A 16,459-nucleotide genomic window follows, 5' to 3' on the forward strand; every position below is an offset into this window, starting at 1 on the left:
GGGGTAGTTTCTACCCCTTTATTTTAATTGAAGGAAGTGATAGTATGAAATCCATAGTTGTAGACACTCTTACATATTCTCAAAAAACAGCTATATTAGAAGATAATGTATTAACTGAACTTTTAATAGAAAACAAAGGAGAAAACAAAACTGTTTCAGATATATACAGAGGAGTAGTAAAGAAGGTAATGCCTGGAATAGAAGCTGCATTTGTAGACATAGGATTTGAAAAGTATGGATATTTGCCTTTATATAAAAATAAAGATATAAAAAGTGGACAAGATATATTAGTTCAAATAAATAAAGAAGAAGTAGGTACAAAGGGAGCAAAATTAACTACAGAAATAAGCTTTTCTGGTAGATACATTGTTTATATACCTAGTAATGATAGAATAACAATATCTAATAAAATGACTGATGAAGAAGAAAGATTTAGGCTTAAAAAAATAGTAAGAAAAATAGTAGGGGATAAAAACTACGGCATAATAATAAGAACTGAGGCTACAGGGGCTACATATGAAGAAATTAAAAATGACTTGGATATGCTAGTAGACAAGTATAATAATTTACTTAAAGAATACAAGCTAGGCATGGGGCCTAAATTATTATACAAAGAGCTTGATAAGTCTATGAAATATATAAATGATAACATTAATGACAGCTTTGATAAAATAGTTGTAAATAATAATCAAAAGTATGAAGAAATAAAAATTTTATTGAAATCTATAGATAAAGATTTGGTAAGTAAACTTAAGTTAGAAGATGGTGAAGATGTATTTGATTTATACAATGTAGAAAACCAAATCAAAAAAGCTTTAAATAAAAAAATATGGCTAAAAAGCGGCGGATATTTAGTATTAGAGAGAACTGAAGCTTTAACTGTTGTAGATGTCAACACAGGGAAATTTACAGGAAGTATTGAATTAGATGAAACTGTTTATAAAACAAATATAGAAGCTTGTAGTGAAATAGCCAGACAATTAAGACTTAGAGATATTGGCGGAATAATAATAATAGATTTTATAGATATGGAAAAAGAAGAATATAAAACAGATGTTATAGAGAGATTAAGCGCAGAACTTCAAAAAGAAAAAAGAAAAACACAAGTATTTGGAATGACAAGACTAGGTCTCGTTGAAATGGTAAGAAAAAGAGATAAAGAGCCTATAGATGATTATTACAATAATTCTATTTCATATATAGTAGACAATATAGAACAAGAACTTATAAGGTTAAACAAACACACATCTAGTAAATCTATTGAGGTAGAACTTAGTGAATATATATATAATACTATACAAAAACAAAATATATACAATTTAGAAGAGCTAGGTAAAAAATATAATATAAAATTATGTATAAAATTAAATCCTACACTTATTGACAAATCTTATAAACTTTGATATCATTTATATTTGTAATGCCGCTCAATAAAGGTTCAAAATTCCTTAGGGATACCTTGTATTGGCGAGTTTGTGACCGAGGAGGTGCAGTGAATGTACGCTATAGTTAAAACAGGTGGAAAGCAATACAAAGTTTCTGAAGGTGATGTTATATTCGTTGAAAAGTTAGAAGTTAACGAAGGTGATGTTGTTACTTTAGAAGAAGTATTAGCTTGCTCAAAAGAAGGTAACCTAGTATTAGGAAGCCCTGTAGTTGAAGGTGTTTCTGTTCAAGCAAAAGTTGTTGAACAAGGCAGAGGAAAGAAAATAATAGTTTTCAAGTACAAGCCTAAGAAAGACTACAGAAAGAAGCAAGGACATCGTCAAGCATACACTAAGTTAGTTATTGAAAAAATAAACGCTTAGTTATAGGATACGAATATGATAAAAGTTAAGTATTACTATACGGATAACTTTTTATTAAAGGGATTTGATTTAAAGGGACATGCTGATTTTGCTGAAATAGGCTATGATATAGTATGTTCGGCTGTTACATCTAATGCAATAGCTGTTATAAACTCTTTAGACAAATTGCAAAAGGTTAAGTTTGAAAATGTAATAGGACAAGAAGGCCATATATCATGTATGGTAGGTGATGAATATATAAATGATTCACAACTTTTACTTCAACATTTTCAGTTAGCTATTGATGGAATTAAAAGGGAATACCCAAAAAATATAAAAATCTTAAAAAAGTAGGAGGTGACTCCAGAATGTTAAAGATGAACTTGCAATTATTAGCATCTAAAAAAGGGGTAGGATCTTCTAAGAACGGTAGAGATTCTGTTGCTAAAAGATTAGGTGTTAAGAGATACGATGGTCAAGTCGTAACTGCTGGAAGCATAATAGTAAGACAAAGAGGAACTAAAATACATCCAGGAACAAATGTTGGTATAGGTGGAGATGACACTTTATTCGCATTAGTTGATGGTACAGTTAAGTTCGAAAGAAAAGATAAGAAAAGAAAGAAAGTTAGCATATATCCAGTAGCAGTTGCTGAATAATATGAAAAAAGGAGTGTGTAAACACTCCTTTTTAAGTACAAGGAAATTATATTTGTTCGGGATTTTGAATTAGAAAGATTATTTTGGAAAAAATAAATTTAAATAGATTTATTTTAAGTAGGTGATGGATATGTTTATAGATAAGGCGAAAATATTTGTTAAAGCTGGTAACGGTGGTAATGGAGCTGTAGCTTTTAGAAAAGAGATATACGTTCCAGCTGGAGGACCGGCTGGTGGAGATGGCGGAAATGGTGGAAGTGTTATATTCGAAGTTGATGAAGGGTTAAGAACTTTAATGGACTTTAAATATAAAACTAAATATTCAGCTCAGCCAGGAGAAAACGGAAAAGGAAAGAAAATGCACGGAAAGTATGCAGAAGATCTAGTTTTAAGAGTTCCACCGGGAACTATAATAAGAGATGAGGCTACTAACTTAGTTATAGCCGACCTAAAAGAAGCTGGAGATAGAGCTGTAGTTGTAAAAGGTGGTAGAGGTGGAAAAGGTAATTGTCATTTTACAACTTCGGTAAGACAAGCACCTAACTTTGCACTACCTGGAACTGAAGGAGAAGAAAAATCAGTTATACTTGAACTTAAGATGATAGCTGATGTTGGACTTTTAGGATTCCCTAATGTAGGTAAATCAACTTTCTTATCTGTAGTAACTAAGGCTAAACCAAAGATTGCAAATTACCATTTTACAACTTTAACTCCAAACTTAGGAGTTGTTGAAACTAAATATGGAGATAGTTTTGTTCTTGCTGATATACCTGGACTTATTGAAGGAGCTGCTGAGGGAATAGGCTTAGGTCATGACTTCTTAAGGCACGTTGAAAGAACAAAGGTACTAATCCATATAGTAGATGTATCTGGAGTAGAAGGAAGAGACCCTATAGAAGATTTTGATAAGATAAACAATGAACTTAATTTATATAACGAAAAGTTAGCGTCTAGACCACAAATAGCAGTTGCAAACAAAATGGATTTACCAGATGCACAGGAAAACTTTGAGATATTCAAAGAAGAGCTAGAATCTAGAGGACATAAGGTATTTGCTATGTCTGCTGCTACTCGTCAAGGGATAGATGATGTTATAACATATGTTTCTCAGCTTCTAAAAGAAGTTGAAGACGTAGAGTTAGTATCTGAAGAAGAAATGTATAGAGAAGAATTAGCTCCAGAAACTAATGAAGATCAAATAAGTATAGAAGTTGATGAAGATGGAGTATACGTTGTTACAGGTAAAGCTCTTAAGAGAATATTATATTCTGTTAACTTTGACGATATGGAATCTCTTCAATACTTCCAAAAAGTTATGGAATCTAGAGGAATATTTGATAGATTAAGAGAAATGGGAATAGACGACGGAGATTCTGTTAGAATATACGACTTAGAATTTGAATTCTACGATTAAAAAGAGGTGGCAAAATGTTAAAAGGAAAGAAAAGATCATATTTAAAATCTATAGCTAATGGACTTAAACCTATAACTCAAATAGGTAAAGAGGGAATCAGCGAGGCATTTTTAGAACAATTAGATAATGCATTAACATCTAGAGAAATAGTAAAAGTTACTATATTAGATAATGCAGGTCTTGATGCTAAAGAAACAGCAAATTATATATGTGAAAAATTAAGAGCAGAATTTGTTCAAGCCATAGGTTCTAAATTTACTATATATAGAAAAAATCACGACAACCCACAAATAATTTTTCCAAGATAATAAAAGCTGGTATATACCAGCTTTTTTAAATTTCCAACCTTTTGTTTGAGCAACGGGCCTGCTTTCCAAGGTAGTTGGCGATATGAGCAAAGTGAATTTTAATATTCATATTCTTCATAATTTAATAACTTACTAAGTACTCTCTTTACTGTATCGTATTCAAACCCTTTGGAAGTTAGATGTTGTGCAATTTTTCTATATATTTTAGTCCTTTCTTCATTTTTAACTCTTTCATATCTTTTTTTAGCTAAATACATGGCATTTTCAAATTCTATATTTTCATCAACCTTAGATACAGCATCATTTATAGTATTTTTATCAATACCTTTAGTATATAGATTTTGTTTTATTCTGTTTTTTCCATATTTATTTAATTTCACATTTGTATTTGTTATTTTAGAGGCTAAAGTTTCATCGTTTATAAAATTGTATTTCTTTAAGAAATCAATAACATTATCTACAACATCTTCATCGAAATTATTTAATAACTTGATCTTTAAATTTTTTTCGGATTGATCACATTTAGAAAGTATGGTCAAAGCTTTATTTTTAGCTTTTATATACATTTCTTGGTTTAAAAATTCCTTTAATTTTTCTTCATCTATTTCTTGGCCTTTTTTAATTCCTAGAGTATATACTATTTCTTTGTAAACACCCATAAAAAATTTATCATCTAAATATATATTAACTCTATCTTCATTTTTTTGTTGTACTTCTATTTTTGTTATTATGGACATAATATCCTCCTTAGTCAAAAGTATATATAATAAGATTATACCTAAATAAACTATTCTATATAATAACATTTAAAGTATATGTAAATCAAATACAGGACTAATATTTATTTTATGTATAATAATAAACTTAGAATTATATTTTATTCTGTTATAGTATGGTAATAAATGTTAAAATAGAAGAGATACTATAAACAAAGGAGAATGTTTATGAATATAGATTTATTGGTAAAGGAATCTATAAAGGCAAACCTAGCTAAAAACAAAAAAAGAAGTAATTTCAAAAAAATTGGGATAATGGGTGGTACATTTGATCCTATACATTATGCTCATTTGGCTACAGCTGAATTTATAAGAATAAAATATCAATTAGATAAAATACTATTTATACCATCTGGAAATCCACCACATAAAACTAATAGAACTATTATAGATAAATATCATAGATATAATATGGTTCTTTTGTCTACAATGACTAATGAAAAATTTGAAGTGTCTTCAATAGAAATAGATAAAGATGAAAAAACTTATACAGTAGATACATTAAGACAACTAAATATTATATATCCAGATTCAAAACTTTACTTTATAACAGGTGCAGATGCTATATGTGATATAGAGTCTTGGAGAGATGTAGAAGAAAACTTCAAACTGGCTACATTTATTGCAGCTACTAGACCTGGAATAAGCTTGCTAAAGGCTCAAGATAAAATAGAGAAATTAAGAGAAAAATATAATGCAAATATACTTACTATATATGTTCCATCTCTTGATATATCATCTACTTATATAAGAGAACAAATAAAAGAAAATAATTCAGTTAGGTATTTAATACCAGAAAATGTGGAAAAATATATACATGAAAAGCTATTGTACAAATAGGGGAGATTTAAATGGAAATAAATAAAATTAAAGAAAAATTAAAGACAATGTTGCCAGAAAAAAGATTAATTCACTCTTTAAATGTAGTTAAGGAATCTATGAAATTGTCCAAGATATATGAAATAGATGAAGAAAAATGTATTATAGCAGCACTACTTCATGATTGTGCTAAGTATTTTACTAAAGAACAAGTATATTATTATGTAAGTGAGTACAATATAGATTTAGATGATATGGAAGAAGATGACATATCTTTATCTCATAGTATTATAGGTTCTTATATAGCAAAATATAAATTCGATATAGTTGATGAAGAAATTTTAAATGCAATAAGATATCATACAACAGGTAGAGAAAATATGTCTTTACTTGAAAAAATAATATATATAGCTGATTTAACAGAAGAGGGAAGAAAATATCCAGGATTAGATAAACTTAGAGAAAAAGCTTACAACAAGGAGCTAGATGAAGCTTTACTTATATCTTTTAACAATACTATTAAATATGTTATAGATATTGAGAAATTGATACATCCTAGAACTATAAAAGCAAGAAACTATATACTGAAAAACAAATAAAACTTAATATAATACTATAATATGGCATTTTGTGGTATAATATCAAACAGTGTCTTTATTAAACAACAGGAGGTAAATGAATGATAAACAATGAAAATATATCTGTAGAACAAATGTTAAAAATAGCATATGATGCAATAGATGACAAAAAAGGTGAAGATATAACTGTATTAAATATAGGTGCAATATCAACTTTATGCGATTATTTCGTTATAGCAAGTGCATCTTCTCAAAGACAAGTAAAAGCTATAGCAGACAATGTACAAGATGAATTAACAAAATTAGGAATAGAGCCTAGAGGAAAAGAAGGCATGACTGCTCAAGACTGGATATTGTTAGATTATGGAGATATAATGGTTCATGTATTCTACAACGAAGAAAGAGCTTTTTATAACTTAGAAAGATTATGGAGAGATGCACCACAGATAGATGTTGACAACTTAAAATAAAAGTGGTATTATATGAAATTATATTAAGAAAATTCCAAATTTATCAAATAGTCTAGAGTAGTAAAAGAAATATATTTTTACAGAGAGCTAGTGGTGGTGAAAACTAGCAAAATATATCTTTGAACTTGCTAGAAATATCTATTTGGCCTTGGTAGGCTTAAATACTAACTAAGAGGGCTATAATTATAGCCAATTAGGGTGGTACCGCGAGAATGAACCCTCGTCCCTAACCATAGGGATGGAGGGTTTTTTGTTGTTTAAATTTATATATAGGGAGGGTAAAAAATGTCAGTTTACAATTTTAAAAACATAGAACAAAAATGGCAACAAAAATGGGAAGACAAAGACCAATACAGAACAGTAGAAAGCGAAAAGCCGAAATATTATACTTTGGAAATGTTTCCTTATCCATCAGGTAAAATACATATGGGTCACGTTAGAAACTACTCTATAGGAGATGTTGTAGCTAGATTTAAAAAAATGGAAGGATATAATGTACTTCATCCAATGGGATGGGATTCATTTGGTCTTCCAGCAGAAAATGCAGCTATAAAACATGGAATACATCCAAATAAATGGACAAATGAAAACATAGATGATATGAAAGACCAATTAAGGTTATTAGGTCTTAGTTATGATTGGGATAGAGAGGTAGCAACTTCACTTCCTGATTATTACAAATGGACTCAAGAGATATTTTTAAGATTCTATGAAAACGGACTTGCATATAAAAAGAAATCATATGTTAACTGGTGTCCATCTTGTCAAACAGTTTTGGCTAATGAACAAGTTGTAGGTGGATCATGTGAAAGATGTGACTCTGTAGTTAATAAAAAGGATTTAGAACAATGGTACTTAAAGATAACAGATTATGCTGAAAGACTTTTAAATGATTTAGATGGGTTAGATGGATGGCCTGAAAAAGTTAAAACTATGCAAAAGAACTGGATAGGAAAAAGTACAGGTGCAGAAATTGACTTTGATGTAGAAGGATATAATAAAAAAATAAAGGTATTCACAACTAGACCAGATACTGTATACGGTGTAACTTATATGGTATTGGCTCCAGACCATGAATACGTTAAAGAGTTTGTTGTTGGAACACAGTATGAAAAAGAAGTAGATGAATTTGTTCAAAAAACAAATAAAATGACTGAAATAGAGAGAACTTCTACTGATACAGAAAAAGAAGGGATATTCATAGGAAAATATGCTATAAATCCAGTTAATGGAAATAAAGTTCCAGTTTGGATAGCTAACTATGTATTATCTGATTATGGCACAGGTGCTGTTATGGCAGTTCCAGCCCATGATGAAAGAGATAATGAATTTGCACAAAAATATAACTTAGAAATAATAGAAGTTATAGATGAAAATAATAAGATGATAAATTCAGAAGAATTCAATGAAATGGATAATGCTAAAGCATTTGAAAAAATAGTTGAAAAAATAGCATCAGAAAATAGAGGTCAGAAAACTGTTAATTATAGATTAAGAGACTGGTTAATATCAAGACAGAGATACTGGGGATGTCCAATACCAGTAGTATATTGTGATGATTGCGGAACTGTACCAGTAGATAGAAGTGATTTACCAGTTCTTTTACCAACAGATGTTGAATTTACAGGTACTGGAAAATCGCCACTTACAACATCTAAGGCCTTTATGAATGCTACTTGTCCTAAGTGTGGTAAAGAAGCTACAAGAGAAACTGATACTATGGATACATTTATAGATTCTTCTTGGTATTTCTTAAGATTTATAGACCCACACAATACTGAAGAACCTTTTTCTAAAGATTTAGTACAAAAGTGGATGGCTGTTGATCAATATATAGGTGGGGTAGAACATGCTATACTTCATTTATTATATTCAAGATTCTTCGTTAAAGTATTCAAAGATTTAGGTATGGTTGATTTTGACGAACCATTTAAAAACCTATTAACTCAAGGTATGGTATTAAAAGATGGAATTAAAATGAGTAAGTCAAAAGGAAATATAGTAGCCCCTCTTGAGATAATAGAAAAATATGGAGCAGATACTGCTAGATTATTCGTTTTATTTGCAGCACCTCCTGAAAGAGATTTAGATTGGTCAGAACAAGGTGTTGAAGGATGTTTTAGATTCTTAAACAGAGTATATAGATTGGTTGATGAATTAAAGGATGTAGCTAATACTAATGTAGATTTAGGTAAATTATCTAAAGAAGATAAAGAATTAAGATACGTAATAAATGCTACATTAAAGAAGGTTACAGAAGATTTAAACAGAAAATTTGGATTCAACACTGCTATATCTGCCTTAATGGAATTAGTAAATGAAATGTATAAATATAAAGAACTTGAAAATAGAAATGAAGCTATAATGAAAAATGGTATAGAAACTATAATAACTATACTTGCACCATTTACTCCACATATAGGAGAAGAATTATGGAAGATGGTAGGAAATGAAGGCAGTGTATTTGATATTCAGTGGCCAAAATATGATGAAAAGGCACTTGTAAAAGATGAAGTAGAAGTAGTAGTTCAAATAAATGGTAAGTTAAGAGGGAAATTAAATCTTCCTTCAGATATATCTAAAGAAGAGATGGAAAAGATAGCTATGGAAGATGAAAAAATAAAATCCTTAGTTGAAGGTAAGACAATAATTAAAGTAGTTGGAGTTCCTAAAAAATTAGTAAATATAGTAGTTAAATAAAGTATAAAATATTAATTAATGTTAAAAGATAAAGGTGTACTAAATGCATCTTTATCTTTTTTTATGTTGAAAAATATATATTAAAATGAAATTGTAAATTTTTTGATAAATTTTAATATTATAAAAAACCGTTTTCTGTTGCAATTTGTCAAAAAAGGTTGTAAGATGATATTGGGATAAAAAAATAACAAAATTTAAAATTTAATTTATATATTAGGGAGTGAAAATAATGTCTATAGTTACATTACAAGATGTACAAACAGCTAGAGAAACTATAAAACATATCGTTAAGAAAACTGATTTATTAGAAAGTACTAAATTAAGTGAAGAAACAGGAAATAATGTATACTTAAAACTTGAAAACTTACAAAAAACAGGTTCTTTTAAAATAAGAGGGGCTTGTAATAAAATAGCTAATTTAACTGATGAAGAAAAGGCAAACGGTGTTATAGCTTCAAGTGCTGGTAACCATGCACAAGGGGTTGCACTAGGAGCTCGTATGAGTGGAATAAAGTCAACAATAGTAATGCCTGCTACTGCACCACTTGCAAAAGTAACTGCTACTAAAGGATATGGAGCAGAAGTTATATTAAACGGTTTAGTATATGATGATGCTTATGCAAAAGCAGTTGAAGTACAAAAAGAAACAGGAGCAACTTTCTTACATCCTTTTAATGATAAATATGTTATAGCTGGTCAAGGAACAATAGCTTTAGAAATATTTGAAGACTTAGAAAACGTTGACACTATATTATGTCCAATAGGTGGAGGCGGTATAATAGCTGGTATAGCTGTTGCTGCTAAGGCTATTAAACCAAGTATAAAAATAGTTGGTGTTCAAACTGCTAACATCCCATCAATGAAAGAATCTTTAGCAAATGGAGAAGTTACAACAGCTTTCAATGCTACAACAATAGCTGATGGAATAGCTGTTAAAACTCCTGGAGATTTAACTTTTGAAATAATAAAAGAATTAGTTGATGAGGTTATAACAGTAGAAGAGGAAGAAATATCTCATGCTATGTTATTCTTATTAGAAAAACAAAAAATAGTTGCTGAAGGATCAGGAGCTGTATCTGTAGCTGCATTAATAAATGGTAAATATGAAGCTAAAGGCGAAAACATTGTATGTATAGTATCTGGTGGTAATGTGGACGTTAACATGACTTATAGAGTTATAGATACTGCTTTAGCTAAAGAAGGAAGAAGATATACATTTGAAACAGTTGTAGAAGATAGACCAGGTGGATTAGCAGAATTAACAAAGGTTATCGAAACAACTAAAGCAAATATATTAGCTGCAAACTTAACAAGATTGTCATCTGGAACAAAATTAGGAACTCAAAAGGTTGAAATAGTTCTTGAAACAATTGATAGAAATCATATAGCTGAAGTTAGAGATGCTGTAATGAAAGCTGGATTTAATATATTTGAAATATAATATAAAATATTTGAGGAAATTATAGGGTTATTTGCCTATAATTTCCTATTTATCTATAAAATATGTATACAAAATTTTTAAAAATATAGTATAATAGTTGTAATCAAATGAAAAAATAATATATGTACGAATTGTATTAAGGAGGAAATAAAATGAACAAGCAAATAATACACACAGAAAAAGCTCCAGCAGCAATAGGTCCTTACTCTCAAGCTATAAAAGCTGGAAACTTATTATTTATATCTGGACAAGTTCCATTTAATCCAGAAACTATGGAAATAGTTGAAGGTGGAGTTGAAGAACAAACTACTAGAGTATTAGAAAACTTAAAAGCTATATTAGCAGAAGCTGGTGCTAGTTTTGATAACGTTGTTAAAACTACAGTTTTCATAAAAGACATGAACGAGTTCGGAATGATAAACGAAATATATGCTAAATACTTTGGAGAAAACAAGCCAGCTAGAGCTTGTGTAGAAGTAGCTAGATTACCAAGAGACGTTAAGGTTGAAATAGAAGCTATAGCTGTTGTATAATAATAATATAAATTTCTTAGTGGCCGGGGATTATACTTGGTCACTTTCATTTTGTCGCATTCTGGCAAAATTTGTCAAATAAAATAGAGAAGAGGTATAAACATATGGCTAAAGATTATAGTGTATTCGACATAGTAGGTCCAAATATGATAGGTCCATCAAGTTCACATACAGCAGGGGCAGCTAGATTAGGAAAAGTTACAGCTGAGATAGCAGCAAAACCTGTAAAAAAAGTAAAATTCTTATTACATGGCTCTTTTGCTGAAACATATAGAGGTCACGGTACAGATAAAGCATTAGTTGGAGGAATATTAGGATTTGCTCCTGATGATGCACAAATAAGAAATTCCTTTGATATAGCAGTAGAAAGAGGAGTTAAGTTTGAATTTTTAAAAGTTGATTTAGGAGTAGACGAGCATCCTAATGCAGTTAAAATATTAGTAGAATTAGAAGATGGCTCAAATATGGAAATAAAAGGTGCATCAATAGGTGGAGGGAATATAAAACTAACAGAAGTTGAAGGTTTTCCACTAGAGTTTAATGGATCAAAACCAACACTTGTAATATCTGTTAAAGATATAGCAGCTGGTGAAGCATTTATAACTCATATATTAGGCAAACATCATAAAACAGATATAGTATCTATGTCTGCTAATACAGGATCTAATGGAAAAGGGATGTTTGTAAAAATAGAAACTGATGAAAAAGTAGGAAAAGAAATATTAGATGAATTGTCAGCTAATAAAGATATGATAGAAAAAATTATGGTTTTAGATAAATTCTAATATATCCTATATAAGGAAGGTGGACGTTATGAAATTTAACTTTACAAGTGGAGCAGATTTATTAAGAATATGTAAAGAAAATAATATGGCTATACATGAAGTTTGTTTAGAAAGAGAGTCTGAGCTTTCTGGTCTTTCTAAGGAAGATGTAAGAGAAAAAATGAGAGTTAGCTTAAACATAATGAAAGATGCTACGGAAAAAGCTATAAGAGAAGATATAAAATCTATGGGTGGACTTATAGGTGGAGAAGCTAAAAAAATAACTAATAGAAGATTGAGCGGGAAAACAGTTGTAGGAAGTTTAATGAGTAAAGCAATAGCTGCTGCAATGGGAACTATGGAAGTTAATGCTTCTATGGGTCTAATAGTTGCTGCTCCAACTGCTGGTTCCTGTGGGATATTACCAGGTGCGGTAGTTACAATAGGAAAAGAATATGAATTATCAGATGAAGAAATGTTGAATGCATTATTTGCAGCATCTGCTATAGGTGTAATAATAACTAGAAATGCTACTGTTGCAGGTGCTGAAGGTGGATGTCAGGCAGAAACTGGTGCTGCTGCGGGAATGGCTGCTGCTGGTGTAGTTGAAATGATGGGTGGAACTCCTGAAGAGGCTCTTCATGCTGCATCTCACTGCTTACAAAATGTTTTAGGATTAGTTTGTGATCCAATAGCAGGTCTTGTTGAAGCTCCATGCCAAGGAAGAAATGCTATAGGTGTTGCAAATGCATTATTATCTGCTGAAATATCTTTAGCAGGTGTACCTAACATAATACCATTTGATGAAAACGTAGAAGCAATGTACAAAGTTGGAAAATCATTACCTATGGAGTTAAGAGAAACTGCATTAGGTGGTTGTGCTGCTACTTGTACTGGATGTAGTATAACAAAGAGAATATTTGGATAATAAAAAACTGGCCTAGAAGCCAGTTTTTTTATTTTGAGCAAGGTCCCATATTTTCAAGGTCGTTGGCGACATGAGCAAAGCGAATTTTATATATTATCTTCTTTTTTTACTAAACATACTTTTACGTCTTCTACTATTTCTCTTTTTAATTAAAGACATACCTGCAAAAACTACTATAAGGGCTATAAATATAACACCTAAGAATGTAATTAATGTTTTAAAATTTATTATGCTTTTAATATCACCAGAAATATTTGAAAATATATAATTTACATCATTTTTTGCAACTAAATCTACTTTAGATACTAGTTTGTCGTCTTTATAAACTTCTAGTATACCTACTTTTTGTCCTTTTTTAATTGGTAGTTTAATTTTATCTAACTTAGCTTTAGTAGTGTATCCTGTAGCTTCTCCACCTTTTTGTACAATGGTTTTATAAGGATTAGCTGTAACATATTCTAAGTTCTTTTCTTTTGAATACCATATTTTTTTAGAACCTATAAGTTTATTTTCATCTACTATTGTTTTAGATTCGTAATTTTCATAACCATAATCTATTAATGTTCTAGAATCTACATAAACATCATCGCCTACAGAGTTAAATACAGTAGTTATAAGTCTAAGGTCGTCTTTGTATGCACTAGTTAATAAACATTTTCCTGCTGCATTTGTAAATCCAGTTTTTAGACCTTCTACTATGTCATACTTTATATCTACATACTTACCTTTGTATTGTATTTGACGACCACCACTTATGAATTTATTAGTACTTACAAAAGTTCTAGCATAAGGATTCAGATTAGTTGGTTCAAAGTGAACAACTCTATTATCAACTATATCCCTAAACGTGTCATTAGTCATAGCTGCTCTTGACATTAATGCCATATCATAGGCAGTAGTATAGTGATTTGTATCTGGCAAACCATGTGGATTATTAAAGTGTGTTCCTTTAGCTCCTATGTTTTTTGCTTCTTCGTTCATTAATTTGGCAAACTCTTCTACAGATCCGCTCACATAATTTGCTAATACTACAGCTGCATCATTAGATGAATGTACCAAAAGACCTTCTAGTAATTGTCTTACAGTATAAGTTTCCCCTGTTTTTATATACATTGCAGAGCCGTCTATGTATCCAAGGTCGTAGTCTATTGTAACCTTAGAATTTAGATCATCAACATTTTTTAGAACAAGGTAACCTGTCCAACCTTTTGTTGTAGATGCTGGATACATTTTTTCATAGGCATTTTTCTCATATAAAATTTCACCACTTTCATAATCCATAAGAACTGCATATTTTCCTTTTATTTCAGGCCCAGCAGCATAAGCTATATTAGGGTTTATGAATAATGATGTAAATATAAGAATTGATGTTATTAATAAAGATATATTTTTCCTCATATTAAAAACCTCCGATTTTTTGAAATTCATATTTTAGTATATCACAATTGAGTCAATAATGAAAATAAAGGAGGGATAATTAATGGATAAAAAGTTTAAAAGCATAATTATATTTACTATATTATCAGTACTTACAATATGTGGAATAATATATAATTCTAGTTTGGACTTAGGTAAAGATGTTTATGTAGTCAGTCCTAAGGAAAGTGAAAAAGATGAAAATAGAATTGCAGAAAATAATAGCAATGATAATATTGATATGAAAAGTAATGAAAATAAAGATATAAAGGTATATATAAGTGGAGAAGTAAAATCTCCTGGTGTAATAAGTATAAGCAATAACGACAGACTTATAGACGCTGTAGATAAATTAGGAGGATTAACATCTAATGCTGATTTAAATAGAGTAAATCTAGCATTAAAAATAGAAGATGGAAACCACTACATAATACCTAAAATAGGAGAAGAAATTAATGTAGGCGATACAAATACTAATCAAAATATGAATAACAACAATAATAGCTCTTTAGAAGTTACTAATAACACATCAAATAGCAAAGTAAATATAAACACTGCAAGTGAAGCTGAATTAGATTCTCTTCCCGGTGTAGGTGAGGTTACAGCCAAAAAGATAATAGATTATAGAAATGAAAATGGAAAATTCTCAAGTATAGAAGATATAAAAAACGTAAAGGGTATTGGAGATAATAAATTTGAGGATATAAAAGATAGTATAACGACTCAATAAATATGGTTTAACTTAAAAATAATATGGTATTATTATTATGTAATAACATAAAAAGGAGGCATCATATGGAAAATATAAAAAAATTAACAGATATGACTATGGCAGGTGGTTGAGCTGCTAAAATAGGGCCAGAGGTTCTGGCATCTGTATTATCTAAACTGCCTAAAACAACATCAGACAAATTACTTGTTGGACTTGAAACTTCTGATGATGCAGCAGTATATAAATTAAACGACGATACTGCATTGATACAAACACTTGATTTTTTTACTCCAATGGTAGATGACCCTTATATATTTGGACAAATATCAGCTGCAAATTCATTATCAGATGTATATGCAATGGGTGGAGTACCCCTAGTTGCTATGAATATAGTTTGTTTTCCATCTTGCCATGATATGAATGTACTAGGAGAAATACTAAAAGGTGGTTATGACAAAGTTGCAGAGAGTGGTGCACTATTAGTTGGAGGACATACTGTAGACGATAAAGAGCCAAAGTACGGGTTATCGGTATCGGGTATAGTACATCCTAATAAAGTACTATCAAATGCAACAGCTAAAGTAGGAGATAAAATTGTAATAACTAAGCCAGTAGGGGTAGGAATATTAAATACTGCTATGAAAGCAAATATGGTAGATAAAAACACTTCTGACAAAGTTATAGAGATTATGGTTCACTTAAATAAATATGCAGCTATGTCATTTAATAATATAGATGTTAATTCTGTTACAGACATAACTGGATTTGGTCTTTTAGGACATGTACTTGAAATGGCTAAAGCATCTAATGTGTCTATAGAGTTAAATTCTAAGGATATACCTATAATAGATGGAGCTATAGATTTTGCAAAAATGGGTATAATACCAGCTGGTATGTATAAAAATAGAAATTATATATCAAAGGATGTAAATTCTGAAGGTATAGATGAAGCACTTGAAGACGTATTATATGACCCACAAACATCTGGAGGACTTCTTGTGTCAGTTCCAAGTGAATATGCAGATGCATTAGTAAAAGATATGATTAAAAATGGATCTATAGAAGCTAAAATAATTGGTGAAGTAAAAAATAAGGAAGATAAGTATATAAAGGTAAAATAACTATGAATCCTATTTATAGGATTCTTTTTATAT

General features: G+C 30.1%; 17 protein-coding genes, 1 pseudogene and 1 other annotated feature. Of the genes and pseudogenes, 16 read left to right on the forward strand and 2 right to left on the reverse strand.

The window, feature by feature from the left end; genetic code table 11:
- The first annotated feature begins 44 nt into the window (after positions 1–44).
- The 6 genes and pseudogenes from ACUSRV_RS06795 to ACUSRV_RS06820 all read left to right on the forward strand — a co-directional run.
- On the forward strand, positions 45–1,403 hold the full coding sequence (locus ACUSRV_RS06795; RefSeq protein ID WP_490141176.1) for an Rne/Rng family ribonuclease: 1,359 nt from the start codon (positions 45–47) through the stop codon (positions 1,401–1,403).
- 93 nt (positions 1,404–1,496) lie between these two features.
- Positions 1,497–1,808 carry a 50S ribosomal protein L21 gene (gene rplU, locus ACUSRV_RS06800; RefSeq protein ID WP_490141177.1) on the forward strand — a complete coding sequence of 104 codons (312 nt, stop codon included), beginning with the start codon at positions 1,497–1,499 and terminating at the stop codon, positions 1,806–1,808.
- 15 nt (positions 1,809–1,823) lie between these two features.
- Positions 1,824–2,141 carry a ribosomal-processing cysteine protease Prp gene (locus tag ACUSRV_RS06805; RefSeq protein WP_490141178.1) on the forward strand — a complete coding sequence of 106 codons (318 nt, stop codon included), beginning with the start codon at positions 1,824–1,826 and terminating at the stop codon, positions 2,139–2,141.
- A 14-nt stretch (positions 2,142–2,155) separates the two neighbouring features.
- The gene (rpmA, locus tag ACUSRV_RS06810) at positions 2,156–2,446 is read left to right on the forward strand and encodes a 50S ribosomal protein L27 (RefSeq protein WP_490141179.1); all 291 of its coding nucleotides are present in this window, start codon (positions 2,156–2,158) and stop codon (positions 2,444–2,446) included.
- A gap of 130 nt (positions 2,447–2,576) precedes the next feature.
- On the forward strand, positions 2,577–3,860 hold the full coding sequence (gene obgE / locus ACUSRV_RS06815) for a GTPase ObgE (protein ID WP_490141180.1): 1,284 nt from the start codon (positions 2,577–2,579) through the stop codon (positions 3,858–3,860).
- Between the two features lie 14 nt (positions 3,861–3,874).
- Positions 3,875–4,162, forward strand: a pseudogene (locus ACUSRV_RS06820) (YhbY family RNA-binding protein); the annotation flags it as partial.
- Between the two features lie 104 nt (positions 4,163–4,266).
- On the opposite strand, the gene recX reads toward ACUSRV_RS06820, so the two are convergent.
- On the reverse strand, positions 4,267–4,905 hold the full coding sequence (recX, locus tag ACUSRV_RS06825; RefSeq protein ID WP_490141181.1) for a recombination regulator RecX: 639 nt from the start codon (positions 4,903–4,905) through the stop codon (positions 4,267–4,269).
- A gap of 207 nt (positions 4,906–5,112) precedes the next feature.
- On the opposite strand from recX, the gene nadD reads away from it, so the two are divergent.
- From nadD to sdaAA, 8 genes are all read left to right on the forward strand, one after another.
- Complete coding sequence (gene nadD / locus ACUSRV_RS06830) at positions 5,113–5,784, forward strand: nicotinate-nucleotide adenylyltransferase (protein ID WP_490141182.1); 672 nt, start codon at positions 5,113–5,115, stop codon at positions 5,782–5,784.
- Positions 5,785–5,795: 11 nt separating this feature from the next.
- On the forward strand, positions 5,796–6,362 hold the full coding sequence (gene yqeK, locus ACUSRV_RS06835) for a bis(5'-nucleosyl)-tetraphosphatase (symmetrical) YqeK (protein ID WP_490141183.1): 567 nt from the start codon (positions 5,796–5,798) through the stop codon (positions 6,360–6,362).
- 98 nt (positions 6,363–6,460) lie between these two features.
- The gene (gene rsfS / locus ACUSRV_RS06840) at positions 6,461–6,811 is read left to right on the forward strand and encodes a ribosome silencing factor (protein ID WP_490141373.1); all 351 of its coding nucleotides are present in this window, start codon (positions 6,461–6,463) and stop codon (positions 6,809–6,811) included.
- 44 nt (positions 6,812–6,855) lie between these two features.
- Positions 6,856–7,042: a binding site (T-box leader), on the forward strand.
- Between the two features lie 54 nt (positions 7,043–7,096).
- Positions 7,097–9,511: a leucine--tRNA ligase gene (gene leuS / locus ACUSRV_RS06845; protein WP_490141184.1), complete on the forward strand. Its 2,415-nt coding sequence runs from the start codon at positions 7,097–7,099 to the stop codon at positions 9,509–9,511.
- 229 nt (positions 9,512–9,740) lie between these two features.
- Positions 9,741–10,952, forward strand: coding sequence for a threonine ammonia-lyase (gene ilvA, locus ACUSRV_RS06850; protein WP_490141185.1), 1,212 nt, complete (start codon positions 9,741–9,743; stop codon positions 10,950–10,952).
- 152 nt (positions 10,953–11,104) lie between these two features.
- Positions 11,105–11,485: a RidA family protein gene (locus ACUSRV_RS06855; RefSeq protein WP_490141186.1), complete on the forward strand. Its 381-nt coding sequence runs from the start codon at positions 11,105–11,107 to the stop codon at positions 11,483–11,485.
- 104 nt (positions 11,486–11,589) lie between these two features.
- Positions 11,590–12,270, forward strand: a complete 681-nt coding sequence (gene sdaAB, locus ACUSRV_RS06860; protein ID WP_490141187.1) for an L-serine ammonia-lyase, iron-sulfur-dependent subunit beta — start codon at positions 11,590–11,592, stop codon at positions 12,268–12,270.
- Between the two features lie 28 nt (positions 12,271–12,298).
- Entirely contained in the window at positions 12,299–13,177 is an 879-nt protein-coding gene (gene sdaAA, locus ACUSRV_RS06865) for an L-serine ammonia-lyase, iron-sulfur-dependent, subunit alpha (RefSeq protein WP_490141188.1), read from the forward strand.
- Positions 13,178–13,270: 93 nt separating this feature from the next.
- On the opposite strand, the gene ACUSRV_RS06870 is transcribed toward sdaAA, so the two are convergent.
- A complete protein-coding gene (locus ACUSRV_RS06870) occupies positions 13,271–14,575 on the reverse strand; it encodes a D-alanyl-D-alanine carboxypeptidase family protein (RefSeq protein ID WP_490141189.1) in 1,305 nt (434 codons plus the stop codon).
- A gap of 82 nt (positions 14,576–14,657) precedes the next feature.
- On the opposite strand from ACUSRV_RS06870, the gene ACUSRV_RS06875 reads away from it, so the two are divergent.
- The gene (locus tag ACUSRV_RS06875) at positions 14,658–15,323 is read left to right on the forward strand and encodes a helix-hairpin-helix domain-containing protein (RefSeq protein WP_490141190.1); all 666 of its coding nucleotides are present in this window, start codon (positions 14,658–14,660) and stop codon (positions 15,321–15,323) included.
- Positions 15,324–15,388: 65 nt separating this feature from the next.
- Positions 15,389–16,426, forward strand: a complete 1,038-nt coding sequence (gene selD / locus ACUSRV_RS06880; protein WP_490141191.1) for a selenide, water dikinase SelD — start codon at positions 15,389–15,391, stop codon at positions 16,424–16,426.
- The last annotated feature ends 33 nt before the right edge of the window (positions 16,427–16,459 follow it).

Source organism: Sporacetigenium sp. TC11 (assembly GCF_058146105.1).